The sequence below is a fragment of the Rhizobium sp. S152 genome (assembly GCF_030380735.1).
GTDB lineage: Bacteria > Pseudomonadota > Alphaproteobacteria > Rhizobiales > Rhizobiaceae > Rhizobium.
This window is the reverse complement of the sequence record NZ_JAUDRZ010000003.1, coordinates 73,307-91,800: the sequence shown is the minus strand read 5'-3', so window position 1 is coordinate 91,800 and position 18,494 is coordinate 73,307. Positions and strand designations below refer to the sequence as shown.

At 59.2% G+C, this 18,494-nt stretch carries 14 protein-coding genes; 12 read left to right on the top strand and 2 right to left on the bottom strand.

From position 1 onward, the window contains the following. The first annotated feature begins 62 nt into the window (after window positions 1–62). The 5 genes from QTL95_RS05095 to fhuB all read left to right on the top strand — a co-directional run bounded on the left by QTL95_RS05095 (window position 63) and on the right by fhuB (window position 6,989). Complete coding sequence (locus QTL95_RS05095; RefSeq protein ID WP_289718889.1) at window positions 63–575, top strand: RNA polymerase sigma factor; 513 nt, start codon at window positions 63–65, stop codon at window positions 573–575. 49 nt (window positions 576–624) lie between these two features. Next, window positions 625–1,566, top strand: coding sequence for a FecR family protein (locus QTL95_RS05090; protein WP_289718888.1), 942 nt, complete (start codon window positions 625–627; stop codon window positions 1,564–1,566). 302 nt (window positions 1,567–1,868) lie between these two features. After that, a complete protein-coding gene (locus tag QTL95_RS05085; protein WP_289718886.1) occupies window positions 1,869–4,133 on the top strand; it encodes a TonB-dependent siderophore receptor in 2,265 nt (754 codons plus the stop codon). A 74-nt stretch (window positions 4,134–4,207) separates the two neighbouring features. Further along, a complete protein-coding gene (locus tag QTL95_RS05080; protein WP_289718885.1) occupies window positions 4,208–5,020 on the top strand; it encodes an ABC transporter substrate-binding protein in 813 nt (270 codons plus the stop codon). Further along, the gene (gene fhuB / locus QTL95_RS05075) at window positions 4,983–6,989 is read left to right on the top strand and encodes a Fe(3+)-hydroxamate ABC transporter permease FhuB (RefSeq protein WP_289718884.1); all 2,007 of its coding nucleotides are present in this window, start codon (window positions 4,983–4,985) and stop codon (window positions 6,987–6,989) included. The genes QTL95_RS05080 and fhuB overlap by 38 nt, the downstream gene beginning before the upstream one ends. A 186-nt stretch (window positions 6,990–7,175) precedes the next feature. Here fhuB and QTL95_RS05070 read toward each other — a convergent pair whose 3' ends face one another. After that, a complete protein-coding gene (locus QTL95_RS05070) occupies window positions 7,176–8,102 on the bottom strand; it encodes a DNA-binding response regulator (protein WP_289718883.1) in 927 nt (308 codons plus the stop codon). Continuing rightward, window positions 8,095–11,469 carry a hybrid sensor histidine kinase/response regulator gene (locus tag QTL95_RS05065; RefSeq protein WP_289718882.1) on the bottom strand — a complete coding sequence of 1,125 codons (3,375 nt, stop codon included), beginning with the start codon at window positions 11,467–11,469 and terminating at the stop codon, window positions 8,095–8,097. The genes QTL95_RS05070 and QTL95_RS05065 overlap by 8 nt, the downstream gene beginning before the upstream one ends. A gap of 339 nt (window positions 11,470–11,808) precedes the next feature. On the opposite strand from QTL95_RS05065, the gene urtA reads away from it, so the two are divergent. The 7 genes from urtA (at window position 11,809) to QTL95_RS05030 (ending at window position 18,386) form a co-directional block, all read left to right on the top strand. Continuing rightward, on the top strand, window positions 11,809–13,068 hold the full coding sequence (gene urtA / locus QTL95_RS05060; RefSeq protein ID WP_289718881.1) for an urea ABC transporter substrate-binding protein: 1,260 nt from the start codon (window positions 11,809–11,811) through the stop codon (window positions 13,066–13,068). A 94-nt stretch (window positions 13,069–13,162) separates the two neighbouring features. Further along, a complete protein-coding gene (gene urtB / locus QTL95_RS05055; protein WP_289718880.1) occupies window positions 13,163–14,089 on the top strand; it encodes an urea ABC transporter permease subunit UrtB in 927 nt (308 codons plus the stop codon). 13 nt (window positions 14,090–14,102) lie between these two features. Further along, window positions 14,103–15,236: an urea ABC transporter permease subunit UrtC gene (gene urtC / locus QTL95_RS05050; RefSeq protein WP_289718879.1), complete on the top strand. Its 1,134-nt coding sequence runs from the start codon at window positions 14,103–14,105 to the stop codon at window positions 15,234–15,236. Window positions 15,237–15,250: 14 nt separating this feature from the next. Then, window positions 15,251–16,009: an urea ABC transporter ATP-binding protein UrtD gene (gene urtD / locus QTL95_RS05045; RefSeq protein ID WP_289718878.1), complete on the top strand. Its 759-nt coding sequence runs from the start codon at window positions 15,251–15,253 to the stop codon at window positions 16,007–16,009. Window positions 16,010–16,020: 11 nt separating this feature from the next. After that, window positions 16,021–16,710, top strand: a complete 690-nt coding sequence (gene urtE, locus QTL95_RS05040) for an urea ABC transporter ATP-binding subunit UrtE (RefSeq protein ID WP_289718877.1) — start codon at window positions 16,021–16,023, stop codon at window positions 16,708–16,710. 44 nt (window positions 16,711–16,754) lie between these two features. Continuing rightward, on the top strand, window positions 16,755–17,987 hold the full coding sequence (gene fmdA, locus QTL95_RS05035) for a formamidase (protein WP_289718876.1): 1,233 nt from the start codon (window positions 16,755–16,757) through the stop codon (window positions 17,985–17,987). A gap of 66 nt (window positions 17,988–18,053) precedes the next feature. Beyond that, window positions 18,054–18,386, top strand: a complete 333-nt coding sequence (locus tag QTL95_RS05030; protein ID WP_289718875.1) for an FmdB family zinc ribbon protein — start codon at window positions 18,054–18,056, stop codon at window positions 18,384–18,386. Window positions 18,387–18,494 lie beyond the last annotated feature (108 nt).

The window sequence follows — 18,494 nt, the reverse complement described above, 5'->3', positions numbered from 1 at the left end:
TATGATTTTTATAATCAGCTTTAATATTGCACCCATCTGCTCCCGAATGCTAGCAGCATCTTATGACCCGCGCTCATCCTCCTGAAATTCTCGACACGTTTCTCCACGTTCGCACACGTCTTTCGGCTGTGATCTACCGACGAGTTAGATGCTCGGCGACGACCGCAGATCTGCTGCAAGATACGTTCCTTCGTTTCTGGGAGCGACGGTGGTTGCTGCGCGAGGTCGCGGACCTGGCCGGCTACTTCATGACGACGGGTCGAAATCTCGCTCTGGACCACCAGCGGCGAAAGAGAATAGCACCTTTCGTCGACGGTATCGACGGATTGGAGGCTGTATGCGACCCGTCGCCATCGGCGGAACAGATTGCGATCGGCATCAATGAACTGCGTCGCATCTCGGCGATCATCGACAACATGCCGCCCCGTGCCAGACAAGTGTTCCTGATGTCGCGCATCGACGGCCTCACCTATACCGACATTGGAACTCAGCTCGGGATTTCCCCCAAGACGGTTTTCAGCCATATGGTGGTGGCGCTTGAACGTCTGCGAAGCGAGATGATGTCAGAAGATTGATCACCGCCGGTCGGATCAACGCACAGGCAGCTGGGGAACCGCGAGAGAAATGCACGATCCCATCGGGAAATCATCACCCCCAGCATCGGTCGACACGTCGAGAGGCGCTGCCGAGTGGTTTGCGCTCTTGCTGGATGACAGTGCGACACCGAATGACCTTGCGGACTTCAGGGCATGGCTGGAAGCGGACTCGTCGAACGCTGCAGCCTATGCTGACATTGAACGACTTTGGCTCGGTGCCGGCATGGTGCCGGATAAATCGGAATCGGCGCAACTGTCACGTCGAAAACTGCTGAAGACGGGTAGCGCTTTCGTGGTCATCGCCTCGTCCGCTTTGGCTACGGCAGCCTATCTGCGCCCCGTTCCCGCAGATTTCAGGACGGGAAAAGGTGAGACCAGAACGATCACTCTGCCGGATGGATCGATCGCAGAGCTCTCCACGGCTTCTGCAATCTCTCTCGCCTACAGCGCAACGATGCGGGCCATCACTCTCGTCGATGGAGAGGCGTTTTTCACCGTCGCAACAGACAGCTCTCGTCCCTTTGTCGTCAATGCCGGGTCACTCAACACCGTTGCTCTCGGAACGCAGTTCTCGGTTGCGAAGGAAGACGATCGTATCGTTGTCGCCGTCGTCGAACATTCAGTCCGCGTGTCCTCGCCCTTCGAGGCTCTCGACGTGCAGGAGGGTCAGTCCGTGGTGTTCGCCAACGACAGAATCTCCACGCCGTCCGAAATCGATGTCGGATCTCGGCTTTCCTGGCGCGACGGCAAGCTGGTCTTCATTTCGACGCCCCTGGAAGACGCCGTTCGAGCGTTGTCGAAATGGCGTCGTGGCAAAATGATCGTCATGGCCAGCGCGCTTGCCAAGCGCCCGGTCACGCTGATCGTCGATGTCAGGCGGGCCGGAAATATCCTTCAGACACTGGAGAACGGTCTTCCGATCCGCGTGGATACCTATTCTCCCTGGCTGGCGCTCATCTACCCGCGATAAAATACTTCAAAATCTACTCAGGTTTTTTCCAGCCTCGCTCGTCCCACTTTCGAAGCCTCGTATCGCCGGGGTCTGACTATGTTTCCAAGGGGGCGTGAGTGTCTGTGTTGAACTATTTCGGAAGAGATCGTCGAAGCAAACGGAAGATGGTGCGTGGGGTTCTTCTGGCGACGTGTGTCGTCTTATGCCCGTTTACCGCCGCGACGACACTTCATGCCCAAAGCACCAGCAGAAGCTATCAATTCTCGATTCCAGGAGAGTCGCTGTCGGCCGCGCTCGTCCGATATTCGTCGATCACCGGCGTGGACGTCGTGTTCGACGGCGCGCTACCAGGCAATCTGCGCACATCGGGGCTGTCGGGGAGCATGCCCGCGGAAGCCGGCCTCTCACGGCTTCTGGCGGGAACGGGGCTTTCCTATCGCTTCTCGTCCGCAAATACAGTTGTCCTGGTCAATCCAGCGGGTGGCGCGAGTGTCTCCCCCTCGGATGGATCGACTATGCTTCAGCCGATCACCGTGGCCGGCGAACAGGCATTTGGCCCCGTCGATGGCATTGTCGCCAGGCAGAGCGCGACCGGAACGAAGACCGACACGCCGCTCAAGGAAACACCGCAGGCCATCAATGTCGTCACCAGGGATCAAATGACGGCACAAGGGTCCGCGACACTGACGCAGGCTCTGCGCTATACGCCCGGCGTCATCAGCCAGTATGGCGATGACTCGCGCTATGACTGGTTCACCATCCGCGGTTTCCGCCCGGGGCGTTATCTCGACGGCCTTCGCTTGCCGTTCGGCTCGCGTGGCTATGCGCAGCCACGCGTGGAACCCTACAGCCTCGAGCGAGCGGAAGTCCTCAAGGGCCCATCGTCCGTCCTTTATGGCCAAGGCGAGCCGGGTGGCTTGATCAACATGGTGTCGAAGCGACCGAGCGCAACCGCCAAGAACGAGGTTGAGCTGCAAGTTGGGACAGACAAACGCATCCAGACGGCGTTTGATCTCGGCGGCTCGGTCAATGGCGATGACGCCTTCCTTTACCGCATCGTGGGCGTTGGCCGCGCGACGGATACGCAATATGACTTCGTCGAGGAACGGAAGGCCTATATTGCGCCGTCCTTCACCATCAAGCCGGATGAAGCGACATCTCTGACTATCCATGCTGACTATCAGAAGATCAACTCGCCCGGTGGCGGCGGCGCCCCGGCGCTTACCGCAAACGGTACCCTCTACACAGGGATCTATCCGGAACTGCCGCGTGGAGCCTTTCCGGGAGAGCCCGGCTACGATCACTACAAGAGCGACCAGGCATCCGTAGGCTATGAGTTCGAACACGAGTTCGACGACACATGGACCGTGCGCCAGAACCTCCGCTATTCCTACGTCGGAACTGATACCCAGCGCGTCCAGCCTTATTGCCTTGGTGCATGTGACCCAGCGGCTTTCTATCGTTATGCCTGGGCTTTCCCGGAAAGCGCACGCGCTGTCACCGTCGACAATCAGGCCATCGCCAAGTTCTCCACGGGCGAGTTCGAGCACACTGCGTTGTTCGGGCTCGACTACTCCTATGAGAGCAGCCGTTACGAAGAGTCCGCGCTTTCACCGATCTTCATCCCGTTCGATGGCTACGATCCGGTCTACGGAGCGAGCGCCATTACGCGTCCGCCGATCGACACGCGCACCAACCAGCACCGGAGCCAGCTCGGCATCTACGCGCAAGATCAGGTGGAATGGGATCGGTTCGCGTTTTCCGTTGGCGGTCGCTACGACTGGGCGAACACAGATACCAGAACCCTGACGATGAGCAGCGGCGGCATAAAGGCTATCGATCAGAATGACGGACGCTTTACCTGGAAAACGGGCATCGTCTACAACTTCGACAACGGCATTTCACCCTACGCGGGCTACTCGACATCGTTCAACCCGGCAACGGGGACGGACTTTGCAGGAAACCCGTTCAGCCCTACGCTCGGTGAACAATACGAGGTGGGCGTGAAGTACCAGCCGGAAGGGATGAACAGTTTCCTTACGCTTTCGGCATACCATCTGGTTCAGGACAACGTTCTCACGCCCGATCCAGATCACTCCGGCCAACGCGTACAAACGGGCCAGGTGACCATGCGGGGCATCGAAGCGGAAGGCAAAGCCGAGTTGTCTGACGGCTTTTCCGTTATCGCGTCCTACGCATACACCGATAGCGAAATCACCAAGGATACGACCAACCGCGGCAACCGTTTCGCCTTCGTTCCCCGCCACCAGGCGTCCATCTGGCTGGACTACGCTTTGCAGAGTTCGACCAACTGGGACGGCCTGAGCGTGGGAGCAGGGGCACGATATACCGGCCAGACATTCGGCGACAACGCCAATACGTTAGACATCCCGAGCTATACGGTCTTCGATGCCGCCGTGCGTTACGACTTCGGCAAGACCAACCCGAAGCTTGAAGGCCTGAAGGCTTCGGTCAACGTCAGCAACCTTTTCGACCGCAAATATGTGTCGACCTGCATCGCCGCGACCGGATGCTATTGGGGCGAGGGACGCAGCGTCTACGCCACTCTCAAATACAGCTGGTGACGGTGGCAGCCCCCCGACAGCCCCATCTCGGTCAACTGACGCGGCGGCAATTTGCCGCCGCTTTCGGCGCGTTCATGATGCCACGTGTCGCTTCCGCTGAACTCCCTTCTCCCAAGATTGCCGTCCTGGACTGGGGCTGGGCCGAAAGCCTTCTTGCGATCGACGTTGCACCTCAATCGGTCGCTGAAGCTCCCCTCTATGGTGAACGCGTCGTTGTGCCGGCGCTTCCGGGTGGAACGATCGATCTCGGCCTGCGCTCATGGCCCAATATGGAACTACTGAGATCGCTGCATCCAGACCTAATCTTGTCGCAAGCGAATTACGGCGTCTCTCAAGCGCGACTGCAGGACATCGCGCCGACCATGGCGCTTCCACTCTATACAGCCGAGCAGCAACCCTTGCAGCGCTCCCACGAGGCCCTGATTGGGATCGGCAAGCGCATTGACCGTTCCGCGGAGGCCGAAGCCTTCCTTGATCGCAGTTACGCGAGGCTCGCCGCGATCAAGGCGGAAACCGGCGCCTATGACGGCCGCCCGCTCCTGATCATCAAGTTCACGGATGACCGCATTATCGACATCTACGGAGCCGGAAGCTTGTTCGACGACGTGCTTGCAAGGATCGGCATCACGAATGCCTGGAACGAACCCACCAACAATTGGGGCTTTGCGACCGCCGGCCTCGACGCCATCGCCCGACACCCCGAGGCGCGAGTGCTGATCATCGAGCCCGGCCCGCCGGATGCATTCCTGAAAAGCGCGCTCTGGCGGTCCCTGCCTGCGGTGCAGCGCGGCGATGTCGCTACCATCGCGCCTACCTGGGTATTCGGGGCCTTTCCATCAGCAATGCGCTTTGCCGAAGTTCTTCGAAAGGCTCTTGGTTTTGGATAGGAACCAATTCGCGACGTCCGCCCGCGTGTATTGGCTGGCCATGATCCTCGCGCTTGCCTTTTGCTTCCTGGGACAACTGAGATATGTCCCACTGGATCGCCTTGTCGAAGCGTTTCTGCATCCGGACAACACTTCTTTCGGAGAAGCCTATGTCCATTTCTCCCTTCTCCCCCGCATGGCGGTTGCCGTGCTCGCCGGGACGGCTCTGGGGTTTACGGGTGCGATCTTTCAGCAAATCCTGAAAAATCCACTGGCGGAACCATCGACGCTCGGCATTCTCTCGGGCGCTCAACTGGCGATCACCATCGTGTCCCTCACACTTGCAGGCGTCTCCGCAGGGCAGCGCGAACTCGCCGGTGTGGTCGGCGCATTGGCTGCAGTCGTGCTCGTTTGTGGACTTTCATTCCGAAGCGGCTTCGCCCCGGTCACCCTGCTCCTTTCGGGGATGATCGTCAGCTTCGCGGCGGGCTCCGCCTCGGTGATAACGGCGCTATTCCATCACGAATACCTGCGCAGCGTGTTTATCTGGGGAAGTGGCTCGCTTATTCAGAACGACTTTTCCAACGCTGTCGCGCTCTCGTTGCGGATGCTGATGCTCATCCCAGCGCTGCTGCTGTTCGTCAGACCACTTGCGATTGTCGGACTTGATGACGCCGGCGCGCGAAGCCTTGGGATATCTCCTTCGAAGTTGCGCGTGGTCGTTCTGTTTCTGGCCACTGTGCTGTCGGCCATGGTTGTGGCGCGCATTGGCGTGATTGCATTCATTGGCTTGGCTGCTCCTCACATCGCGCGCCTCTGCGGCGCCCGGACACTGCCACAACGGCTTCTGTGGGGAGGGTTGTTAGGCGGTGCCTTGTTGCTGTTGGCGGATGGCGTCGTGCTTGTCATCCCGCCCTTCATAGGGGAAGTGCCAACAGGAACGATCACCGCGCTCACCGGCGCGCTCGCAATGTTGTTTATGCTGCGCGAAATACCTCCAACCCCATTTCAAGCGACCGCAGACAGTGCGCTCCAACCGATGGCCCCGATCACGCGAAACCTTGCGCTGCCGCTATCGCTTGTGCTGATGATGCTGGTCGCGGGCCTATCGCTGACCGAGCATGTGTTTTCTGAAAACATCGATGTTTCCGTTCTCGCGCATGGCCGTTGGCCGCGTGTTCTCACGTCTGTTTCCGCCGGCGCGATGTTGGCACTGTCAGGAGCTGTCCTACAAGCCGTGGCGAGAAACCCGATGGCAAGCCCGGAGGGGTTGGGCGTCAGCGGTGGTGCTGGTCTGGGCATAATCGCAGCCCTGTTCCTTGGCGGCATGAGTTCACCGGTCATGCCATTGGCAGGCGGCATCATCGGCGCGCTACTCGCATTGGCCATTATCCTCTTTGTCGCCAGGCGGCACAGTTTCGCGCCCGGCCCAGTGATGCTCGCAGGTGTCGCGGTAGGCGCATTGGTCACGTCGGTCATTTCCGTCATCGTTGCCAGTGGTGATCCGCGCGCGACGTACGTCCTCGCATGGACGATGGGACCGACATTTCGCGCAACGGGTTTGGTCGCAATCATAGCCGCTCTCATTGCCATCTCGGCGCTTCTGCTTTCACCTCTTTTTCGCCGTTGGATCGAGATCCTGCCGATGGGTGACGCACTCGCACGATCAATCGGCATGCGCCCCGTTCGCATCCGCGCCACGCTTTTGTTGTTTTCCGCAACGTTGACTGCAGCCGCTACGCTCATTGTCGGGCCACTGAGCTTTGTCGGCCTCATGGCCCCTCACATGGCTCGCATGTCCCGTCCACGAGGACCCGGATCGTTTATGCTGATGTCGAGCGTTATCGGAGGACTGCTGATGATGCTCGCGGACTGGATCGGCCGGAGTGTCGACTTTCCCTATGAAATCCCGGCAGGCGTTCTGGCGGCATTTATCGGATGCCCTTACTTTATCTTCCTGGTTTTTCGCCAAGGCCTCAAAGGTGAATAGCAGGCTGGGAAGCCAAGGCACGGAAGCCTGCTCGCGCGCGGAGCGAACGGTGCGCTATGCCAGCCAGTTGCCTCGAGCCGACCGAAGCGACGATTGTTCGTTGCAAGCAAGGGAAGCCGCGCAGGATATGGTTGGTGATCCTTGAGCAGATCCGCGTCACAGCCAGCCGTCTACCGTTACCATCTCTCAACTATCCCGCCATAGAATCTTGACCGCCATCGTGGCGGCGGAGGTTCGCTTCTCGACCAAGAGCTTGTTGAATATCTGCTCCAGATGCTTGTTAACGGTGCGCGGAGACATCTCGAGGATGTCTGCAATCTCCTTGTTCGCCTTGCCATGGGCTATCCACAGCAGCACCTCGGCTTCCCGCAACGTCAACCCGAATGCCTTTGCCAAACGCTCCTCGTCGGTGCCGTGATGGCGATCAACCAGGCGCAACAGCACTTCCTCGCCCCCGTCGCCGGACAAGAGCCGAAACTCAAGATCCTGACCGTTGCGCGAATAGCGGAACGTGTCACCCGTTACAGCCGATGAGCTAATTTCTCCCGTTTGTGCCAGCCATTCGACCAGTTCCCATGGCAGATAGGCGCGCTGGTCGGAGCGAATACCGGCCCGCTGCATCAGTTCGGCGGCCTGTTGAGTTGACCAGAAAATCCGGCCATTGCGATCACATGCGACGATCCAACGCCCGGTGAAGTCAAGCGCTCTGCGGGCCGAGCGCGTACGTCTAGCATTGCCGAGATGCACACGCATGCGTGCGAAAAGTTCGTTCAGTTCGATCGGTTTGCTGACGAAATCGACGCCGCCGGCGGCGAGTGCTCGCATGACGTGTTCGCTTTCGTTGAAGCCCGTCATGAAGATGATCGGAATATCCTCGAAGCCGCGATCGGACTTGAGTATCTGGCAGGTCTCGAAGCCGTCGAGACCGGGCATGACCGCATCCATCAGCACGATATCAGGTGATTTGCTGTTGGCGATCGAGATCGCCTGGCGACCGCTGCTGCAGGTCATCACATCCATGCCTTCAAGCTTGAGAGCGTCGGAGAGCATGAACAGCGCATCCGGCGAATCGTCGACGACGAGCACGCAGCTCATCCCTGAAACGTCAGACATTTTTCACCTCCTCTATCACAGCCAGAAAGTCACGAAGCCGGTAATTCGTGACGAGAAGCCGCATATGGCCACAGAACCGCGCCGTCTTCGGCGAGGACAGTTGAATATCGTTGAGCATGGCCTCGATCGAACGCGTGAAACCTGTCTCGCCGAGGGTCCGCAGTTGCTTGAGCTTATTCCGTTCAGGTAGTTCCTCCGCCGAGAAACTGGGCCGCATGTCGATCTCCGCCATCGTCTCTCCTGCATGTATCCAGGTGAGCGGTATCAGCGTCGCGAACCAATCGAGCAGCTCGTCGAAACTGAAGGGCTTGATCAGATAGGCATTGCAAAGATCGGCGTATTCAGGCCGGGTCCGCTCGTTACCGGCATCCGCCGAGAGCATGACGATCGGAAGCTCGCGGCCAAGACGCCTGCGGATCTCGCGTGCCACATCCCAGCCAGACATCCCCGGCATGGCGATATCCAGAATGATAATATCCGGCCGATGGAGCGACAGCGCGGACAGGCAGGCCCGGCCGTCGGCAGCGGCGATTACCGTGAAGCCGAGAGGTCGCAGAACGTCTTCCAAAAGTGTCCGCTGGCTGGGATCGTCGTCGGCCACGAGCACCGTCCGCCGTGCACCTTCATAGCCGCTGATACGGGAGACCGCGGCCGGAGCATCTTCGGTCCCGGTCGCCGCTGAAAGATGCAGACGAACCGAGGCACGCGTGCCGCTCCCAACCATGCTGCGCACAACAAGTTCGCCACCCATAATCTCGACCAGCAGTTTCGTAATCGTCAGCCCGAGACCGGTCCCGGGTGGTCGAATTGCATCACCGACCTGCTCACCTCTTTCAAACGGTCGGAACACACGCTCGATATCCTTTTCGGGAATCCCTATCCCGGTGTCCTCGATCTCGAACGTCGCGACCTGGCCACGATAACTGACGGAAAGACTGACTTTACCGAAATCGGTGAACTTGATGGCGTTCGACAGAAGGTTGATCAGCACCTGCCGGAGCCGTTTCTCATCGGTAACAACGTAATCCGGCATGGAGGAACTGGCACGAAACTCGAACTCGATGCCACGAGACTGTGCCTGCAGCGTTAGCATATCGACGATCTGATCGAGAAAGGGTCTCAGCGCGAACTTGTGGCGGAATATCTCCAGCCTTCCCGCCTCGATCTTGGAAATATCGAGCAAGCCCTCGATCATGTCCGCCAGATGTTCGCCGCTGCGCTTTATCGTGCGCGCCGCGTTGTGAATGTAGACCGGCAGCCCCTTCTGGCGCTCCAGAAGCTGCGCATAGCCGAGGATGGCGCTGAGTGGCGTGCGCAGTTCGTGGCTGAGGCCGACGACATATTTGCTCTTGGCGATATTGGCCCGTTCAGCCACTTCCTTCGCCTTTTGCAGTTGCCGGTCGGTCTCGTCATGGGCCCGGATCTCATCCATCAGCAATCGCGTATGCTTGCGCGCCTCGTCCTCGGCAAAGTTGCGGCTCTCTTGTGCGAGGACGAAGAGCCAGACGATAATCCCGGCAATTATGAAAACGATGATGAACAGCTTCCAGAGAACCGTGGCGATCTGGGATGCGGGCAAAGCGCGATCCAGGCTGCTCTGGAAATAGATGAGCCAGAAGACGAGACCGATCAGCGCCGTAACGACAGTCAGCATCGCCAGATAACGCGCCAGCCGGCTTTCGAAGAAGACCGCGAAGCGATGCGGAAGAAATGCGCTAGTGAAGCCGCGCAACTGCTGCATGAAGCGAGCATCGGCCTTACAGGCATCGGCGCAACGCGCATCAAGGGAGCAGCAGAGCGAGCAGATCGGTCCAGAGTAGATGGGGCAGCGGGCCATGTCCTCGCTGTCAAAATGATGTTCACAGATGCAGCACTCGATCGCCTGACCGCTCTTCCAGTCCGCCGACGACTGTCGCGCAACATAGTAGCGACCGCGGGTAGCGATCGCCAAAACAGGCGCAAGAAGAAAAGCCGAGACGAGAGCGACATAGATGTAGATCGCTGCAAGCGTCGGCCCGAAGAAGCCGGAATAGGCGACAAGGCCGGTCAGGGCCGAGATCAGCATCGCACCGAAACCGACCGGGTTGATGTCGTAGAGATGCGCACGCTTGAATTCGACCGAGCGCGGCGACAGCCGTAGCGGCTTGTTGATGACCAGATCGGCGACGATCGCGCCCATCCAGGACACGGCAAGGATGGAATAAAGGCCGAGCGTCTGCTCCAATGCCTTGTAGACACCGAATTCCATCAGGAGCAGGCCAAGCATGACGTTGAAAACCAGCCATACCACCCGGCCGGGATGGCTGTGGGTGAGCCGGGAGAAGAAATTCGACCATGCGATGGAGCCGGCATAGCTGTTGGTGACGTTGATCTTCAACTGGCAGATGATGACGAAGATGCCGGCAAGGCCAAGCGCCATTTCCGGCGAGCCCAGCATCTCGCGAAAGACGCTGAGATACATCCGAGTCGGATCGGACGCATCCTTGAAATCGACGCCATGCTGAAACGCGTAGAAGGCCAGAAACGAGCCGGCCAGGATCTTCAGCCCGCCAATCACCATCCATCCGGGGCCTGCCACCAGTAGCGCCGCCCACCAGTGCAACCGGTTTGCGCGCGTCCGGCGTGGCAGAAAGCGCAGAAAGTCGACCTGTTCTCCGATCTGCGCCACCAGCGAGAAGATCACTGCCGAGGCAGCGCCGAAATGGACGAGATCGACGTGCCCGTCGGAGTTTCCCCAGAGACCCGAATAGCCCGTCCACTGCCTCACCGAGGCATGACTTTGTGCCGCAATGAATACGAAAGGCGCCAGTTGCAGAACGACCCAGAAAGGCTGCGTCCATGCCTGAAACCGGCTGATGAACGTGACGCCGTGGGTCACCAGCGGGATGATGACAAGGGCGCTCAGGATATAACCGATCGGCAGGGGCAGCCCGGTGCATAATTGCATCGCCGTTGCAACGATCGCCGCCTCGATCGCGAAAAAGATAAAGGTGAAGGTCGCGTAGATCAGCGATGTCACCGTCGAGCCGATATAGCCGAAACCGGCCCCGCGGGTCAGTAGATCGATATCGACGCCGTATTTGACCGAATTGTAGGCGATCGGAATGCCCATTAGCACGATGATGCCGCAGGAAAGCGCGATCGCCGCGACGGCGTTGGCGAAGCCATAATTGAGGGTGATCGCGCCACCTATCGCCTCCAGCGCCAGGAACGAGATAGCGCCAATCGCCGTATTGGCGATACGCCAGTTCGAAAACCGCCTTACCCGGTAAGCGGTGAAACGCAGCGCATAGTCTTCCAGAGTCTGGTTCGCCACCCACTTGTTGTAGGTCCGCCGGTTTCTGGGAATCCGCTGCGCAGTATTCAAGCTCTTCCCTCTCGGTCACACGGTTTCACGCGCCGCGAAATAATCTTGTTCCGCTTGTGCAAAGCAAGTTGCATTCCAGTTTAAAATTCTCGCTTAAGCGAAGAAAAAAGCACATTGCATATCGTCTGCCGGGTAATTTGTCCGGCGCTAGATTATCGTTTCTACTCAATGAAATAATCGAACTTCTTGCGTCTGATGGCCCGATGTTACGGGCAAAACGCACGGGGGCAAATACGTCAAATGCTCCATTGCTGCACTGCACCAATCCTGTCGAATTCACGCAGCTGGCGACTAACCGACCAGTAGGGGTTCAAAACAATCAAATAATGAGGGGTAGCCATGAAGGACGATGTTCCGAGAAATACCTTGTCCGTCAGCCGACGGACACTGCTGGCCGGCTTTGCGAGCTTGCCGTTGCTTTCACTGGCCGGCGCCGCGCAGGCTGCCGACTATCCGACCGCGACCGTCAATACGACGGGCCTCGCCGTCGACGACACGACCGTCAAGGTTGGCATCCTGCATTCCGTGACGGGCACGATGGCGATCAGCGAAACCGGCTCGGTGCAGGCGGAAAAGCTTGCGATCGAACAGATCAACGCGGCCGGCGGCGTGCTCGGCCGCAAGATCGAGTTCATTCAGGAAGATGGCGCGTCCGACTGGCCGACCTTCGCCGAGAAGGCGAAGAAGCTTCTCGTGCAGGACAAGGTCGCCTCGGTCTTCGGCTGCTGGACATCGGCGTCCCGCAAGGCCGTTCTGCCGGTCTTCGAGCAGTATAACGGCATGCTCTATTATCCGACTTTCTACGAAGGCCTCGAAGAAAGCCCGAACGTCATCTATACCGGCCAGGAAGCGACGCAGCAGATCCTCGCCGGCATCGACTGGGTGGTGAAGGAAAAGGGCGCGAAGAGCTTCTACCTGCTCGGCTCCGACTACATCTGGCCGCGCACCTCCAACAAGATCGCCCGCAAGCATATCGAGAAACTCGGCCTCGAAGTCGTCGGCGAGGAATACTACCCGCTCGGCCATACCCAGTTCAACTCGGTGATCAACAAGATCAAGCTCAAGAAGCCCGACGTCATCTATGCGATCATCGTCGGCGGCTCGAACGTCGCCTTCTACAAGCAGTTGAAGGCGGCCGGCATCGACCTCACCAAGGAAAAGCCTCTGCTTCTGACCATTTCGGTTACGGAAGACGAAATCCTCGGCATCGGGGGCGAAAACATCAATGGCGCCTATGCCATGATGAAATATTTCCAAAGCCTGGACAACGACAACAACAAGGCCTTCGTCACCGCCTTCAAGAAAATGTGGGGCGACAACATCGTGATAGGCGACGTCACCCAGGCCGCCTATCTCGGCCCCTGGTTGTGGAAGGCGGCGGTCGAAAAAGCCGGATCGTTCGACATCGACAAGATCAAGGCGGCATCGCCGGATATCGAGCTAACCACTGCACCGGAAGGTTACGTGAAGATCCACAAGAACCACCATCTTTGGTCCAAGGCCCGCGTCGGCCGCGCCAAGACGGACGGTCAGTACGAACTGGTCTATGAGACCAAGGATCTGATGGAACCCAACCCGTTCCCGCAAGGCTATCAATAAGCCTTCCCCAAGGCGCCGCCTCCCGTTTCGGCACCAGGCGGCGCCTCCAGCTTTTTCCGACCCGAAGACACAGCTTCCAACGCGCGAGGCCACGATGATTGGCGACTATACGATTGGCGAATTCACCTCGATCCTTGCCATGCAGGGCTTTGCCGGCCTCAGCCTGTTCTCGGTCTTCGTGCTGATGGCGCTAGGTCTGGCAATCATCTTCGGCCAGATGGGCGTGATCAACATGGCGCATGGCGAGTTCATGATCCTCGGCGCCTACATGACCTATATCTGCTCGCACATCGTCACCGAATATTTGCCGGCGTTGTTTCCGATCTACTTTTTCATCGCCATCGCGGTCGCCTTCATCGCGGCTTTCGCGCTCGGCGTTCTGGTCGAATGCGCGTTGATCCGCTTTCTGTACCGACGACCTCTCGACACGCTGCTCGCCACCTGGGGCCTTTCGCTTGTGCTGCAGCAGGTCTACCGCTCGGTCTTCGGCGCCCGTGAGGTCGGCGTCACCCTGCCGGACTGGCTGATGGGCTCGATCGCGCTCACCGATACCATCGAGATTCCGATCAACGGCCTGTTCGTCATGGGACTCACCATTCTCGTCGCCTGCGCCGTCTATTTCCTGCTTTTCCTCTCCTCCTGGGGCAAGCAGGTGCGTGCCGTCCTGCAGAACCGCGTGATGGCGGGCGCCGTCGGCATCAACACCAAGCGGGTCGACCGGCTGACCTTCGGGCTCGGGTGCGGCATTGCCGGCATCGCCGGTTCCGCCTTTACCATGATCGGTTCGACCGGACCGACCGCCGGCCAGCTCTATATTGTCGATACGTTCCTTGTCGTCGTCTTCGGCGGCGCGGGCAGCCTGATCGGCACGATCGCGTCGGCATTCACCATCTCCCAGGCCCAATCGACCATGGAATTCTTCATGAGCGGCTCGACGGCCAAGGTTCTCACCCTGCTCACCGTCGTCGGCATCCTGATGCTGCGTCCGCAGGGCCTCTTCACGCTCAACATCCGCCGCTAAGGGAGTTTTCGCCATGAAATCCGACGGCATTTTCTTTTCCAGGCAGGGATGGTTCGCCTTCGCTATACTGGCGCTGCTTATCCTCGTCGTCCTGCCCACCTCTGTCGACATCTTCCGCCTCAACCTCGTCGGCAAATACCTGACCTATGCGTTCGTGGCGCTCGGCCTTGTCCTGTGCTGGGGCATGGGCGGCATTCTTTCGCTCGGTCAGGGCATGTTCTTCGGCCTGGGCGGTTACTGCATGGCGATGTTCCTGAAGCTTGAGGCCTCGACGCCGGAAGCGACCAAGATCCAATCGACGCCCGGCATCCCCGATTTCATGGATTGGAACCAGCTGACCGAGCTGCCTTTCTGGTGGCAGCCGTTTCACTCGCTGGCCTTCACGCTTTTCGCCATCGTTGCCGTACCGGTCATCTTTGCCTTCGTGATTGGGGCAGCCATGTTCAAGCGTCGCGTCGGCGGCGTCTATTTCGCCATCATCACCCAGGCGATCGCCGCGATCATGACCATCCTGATAATTGGCCAACAAGGCTACACCGGCGGCGTCAACGGCATTACCGATCTGCGCACGCTGCTCGGCTGGGACATCCGCACCGACGACGCCAAGCTCATCCTCTATTTCGTCTGCGCCCTGCTTCTGCTCGCCTGCGTTCTGCTCGCCCAGGGCGTCAAGATCTCGAAATTCGGTCTTCTCCTCGTCGCCATGCGCGACCGCGAGGATCGGGTCCGCTTTTCCGGCTATGACGTCGCGAACTTCAAGATCTTCATCTTCTGCCTTGCGGCCGCTTTTTCGGCGATCGGCGGCGCGATGTTCACACTGCAGGTCGGTTTCATGTCGCCCACCTTCGTCGGCATCGTGCCGTCGATCGAAATGGTCATCCTCTGCGCGGTCGGCGGGCGTCTGTCGCTGTTCGGCGCGGTCTACGGCGCACTCATCGTCAACGCCGCCAAGACGTCACTCTCCGAGAGCTTCCCCGAACTCTGGCAGGTCGCCATGGGCGGCCTTTTCATCGCCGTCGTCATGGCTTTCCCCAACGGGCTTGCCGGTCTCTACAAAGAATATGCGGAGCCAAGGCTACGCCCCTTCTTCAGCCGCTCACAAGCCGAACGTGCCGGCGCTGTCGCCGCCGCCAACACACCGAACTGAGACGGAGAACAACAATGCAAGTCGTAGAAACCGAGCAGAAGGATTTTTTGCTCGCCGTGGAAGGCCTCACTGTCTCATTCGATGGGTTCAAGGCCGTCAACGACCTCTCCTTCTATGTCGATGAGAACGAAATCCGGGTGATCATCGGCCCGAACGGCGCAGGCAAGACCACCGTGCTTGATCTGATCTGCGGTCGCACCCGGCCGACCGGCGGCTCTATCCGCTTCACCGGCAAGGAGCTCACCGGCATGCGCGAGCACGAAATCGTCCATGCCGGCGTCGGACGAAAGTTCCAGAACCCGTCGATCTACGAGGATCTGACAGTCTTCGAGAACCTCGAGCTTTCCTTCCCGCGCGGCCGCAACGTCTTCGGAGCACTCTTCTTTCGCCGCGATGCCGAGGTGCGCGAGCGCGTCGAGGAAGTCGCGGAACTGATCTTCCTGAAAGATCATCTCGCCACGGAAGCGGCCATCCTCAGCCACGGACAGAAGCAATGGCTGGAGATCGGCATGCTTTTGATCCAGAGCCCGAAACTGCTGATGCTCGACGAGCCGGTTGCCGGCATGAGCGTAGCCGAGCGCCTGAAGACGGCCGAACTTCTGAACACCATCATCCGCAACCAGTCGGTCATCGTCATCGAGCACGACATGAAGTTCGTCGAGGACATCGCCCACCGGGTGACCGTCCTGCACCAGGGCAAGGTCCTGTCCGAGGGATCGATGGAGCGCGTCAAGCACGATCCCAAGGTCATCGAAGTCTATCTCGGCCACTAGGAGGCGAAATCATGCTTGCAGTCGATAACCTTCACGTCGCCTATGGCCAGAGCGAAGTGATCCATGGCCTGAATTTCGAGACCGCTCCCGGCGAGATCGTTGCCATCATGGGCCGCAACGGCATGGGCAAGACCACGCTGATGAAGTCGCTGATGGGCATCGTCCCGTCTTCCGGGGGAGTAATCCGCATCGGCAGCACCGAGATAGAGAGCCTTGAGAGCTACCGCCGCGTCGCAGCCGGCCTTGCCTACGTGCCGCAGGGCCGGATGATCTTCTCCGCTATGACGGTGAAGGAAAACATCGAGACCGGCCTGACCGTTACCGGCGAGCGCGCCGTGCCGGATCATATCTATGACCTTTTCCCCGTGCTTTTGGAGATGAAGGGGCGCCGTGGCGGTAATCTTTCCGGCGGTCAGCAGCAGCAGCTGGCGATCGCCCGCGCGCTCGCGTCCAAGCCAAAGGTCCTGCTGCTCGACGAACCGACCGAAGGCATCCAGCCCTCCATCATCAAGGAAATGGCGCGCACGCTTTGCCGTATCCGCGACGAGATGGGCCTGTCGATCCTTGTGTCCGAACAGGTCCTGAGCTTCGCGCTCGACATGGCCGATCGGGTCCTCGTCATCGAGAAGGGTAGCATCGTCCACGAAAGCCCGCGGGCAGGCATCGACGAGGCAAAGGTCGCCGCCTTCCTCTCCGTCTGACCCAATCCGTTCATCCCGCATCATCATCCAGGAAGGAGCAAGAAATGCCCGATACCTTGATCAAGGTCGATCTCAACGAGTCGCCTTTCACCAACGAGAAAATTCACAACCGCTGGCACCCCGACATCCCTATGGCATGCTGGGTCGAGCCGGGCGACGATTTCCGCATCGAGACCTATGACTGGACCGGCGGCCAGATCAAGAACGACGACGACGCGGCCGACGTCCGCGACGTCGATCTCAGCCAGGTGCATTTCCTCTCCGGTCCGATCGGCGTCAAGGGCGCCCAGCCGGGAGATCTCCTCGTCGTCGACATTCTCGACATCGGCACGTTCGACAGCAGCCTCTGGGGCTTCAACGGCTTCTTTTCAAAGAAGAATGGCGGCGGCTTCCTCACCGAGCATTTCCCGGAAGCACAGAAGTCCATCTGGGATTTCCATGGTATGTTCACCTCGTCGCGTCATGTGCCCGGTGTCAAATATGCCGGCATCATCCATCCTGGTCTGATTGGCTGCCTGCCTGACCAGAAGATGCTGGATATGTGGAACAGCCGCGAAAAGGCGCTGTTCGATACAGATCCCGGCCGTGTTCCGGGCCTTGCCAACCTGCCCAACGGCGGACCAACCGCCCATATGGGCCAACTGAAGGGCGAGGCTCGTGACAAGGCTGCTGCCGAAGGTGCCCGCACGGTGCCGCCGCGCGAACACGGCGGCAACTGCGACATCAAGGATCTGTCGCGTGGCTCCAAGGTCTATTTCCCTGTTTATGTCGATGGTGCGGGCCTCTCGATGGGCGACCTTCACTTCAGCCAGGGTGACGGCGAAATCACCTTCTGCGGTGCCATCGAAATGGCCGGCTGGTTGCATATCAAGGTATCGCTGATCAAGGACGGAATGGCGAAATACGGGATCAAGAACCCAATCTTCAAGCCATCGCCCATTACGCCGAAATACGACGACTATCTGATCTTCGAGGGCATTTCCGTCGATGAAGGCGGCAAGCAGCATTATCTCGACGTCCACATTGCCTATCGCCAGGCCTGCCTCAACGCGATCGAATACCTGACCAAGTTCGGCTATAGTCGCGCCCAGGCCTATGCGATCCTCGGCACGGCGCCAGTGCAGGGCCATATCTCGGGTGTCGTCGACGTACCGAATGCATGCGCCACGCTGTGGCTACCGCTCGATATCTTCGAATTCGACATGACGCCGGGCGCCGACGGACCGAGGAAATTCCTCGACGGCAAGATCGACGTTCCCTTGGCACCTGATCTTTAAGTCGCTCACAATGGATGCGGGTTGCCCCGCATCCATCTTTGACACCAGTTGTTTCCGGGAGATGCAATGCCCTACTATGACTACGACTGCGCCGAATGCGGCGCCTTCACCGAGCTTCGCCCGATGGCGGCTTCGGCCGAACCCTGCGATTGCCCCACCTGCGGAAGATCGGCCGCCCGAGCCTTTTTCCCCACGCCATTCTTTGCACTGATGGATCCGGTGACGCGGGCGGCCCGTACGACCAACGAAAAATCGGCCAACGAGCCCAGGACACTGAAATCTTCCAACCACGGGTCCGGCTGCTCCTGTTGCGGCGGCGGCAAGAAATCCGGAACGCTATATCGTGCAGACGGCGCGAAAACATTCCCGTCCGCGAGGCCCTGGATGATTAGCCACTAAGCTCTGGTGACAAATGACGATCTGGGATCCACTTCGCAGCTCAAGTTAGATTGACGCTGGTTTTTGGAGGTTGGCGATAGATGGCGAGATACTTCGAGACGGCAAATG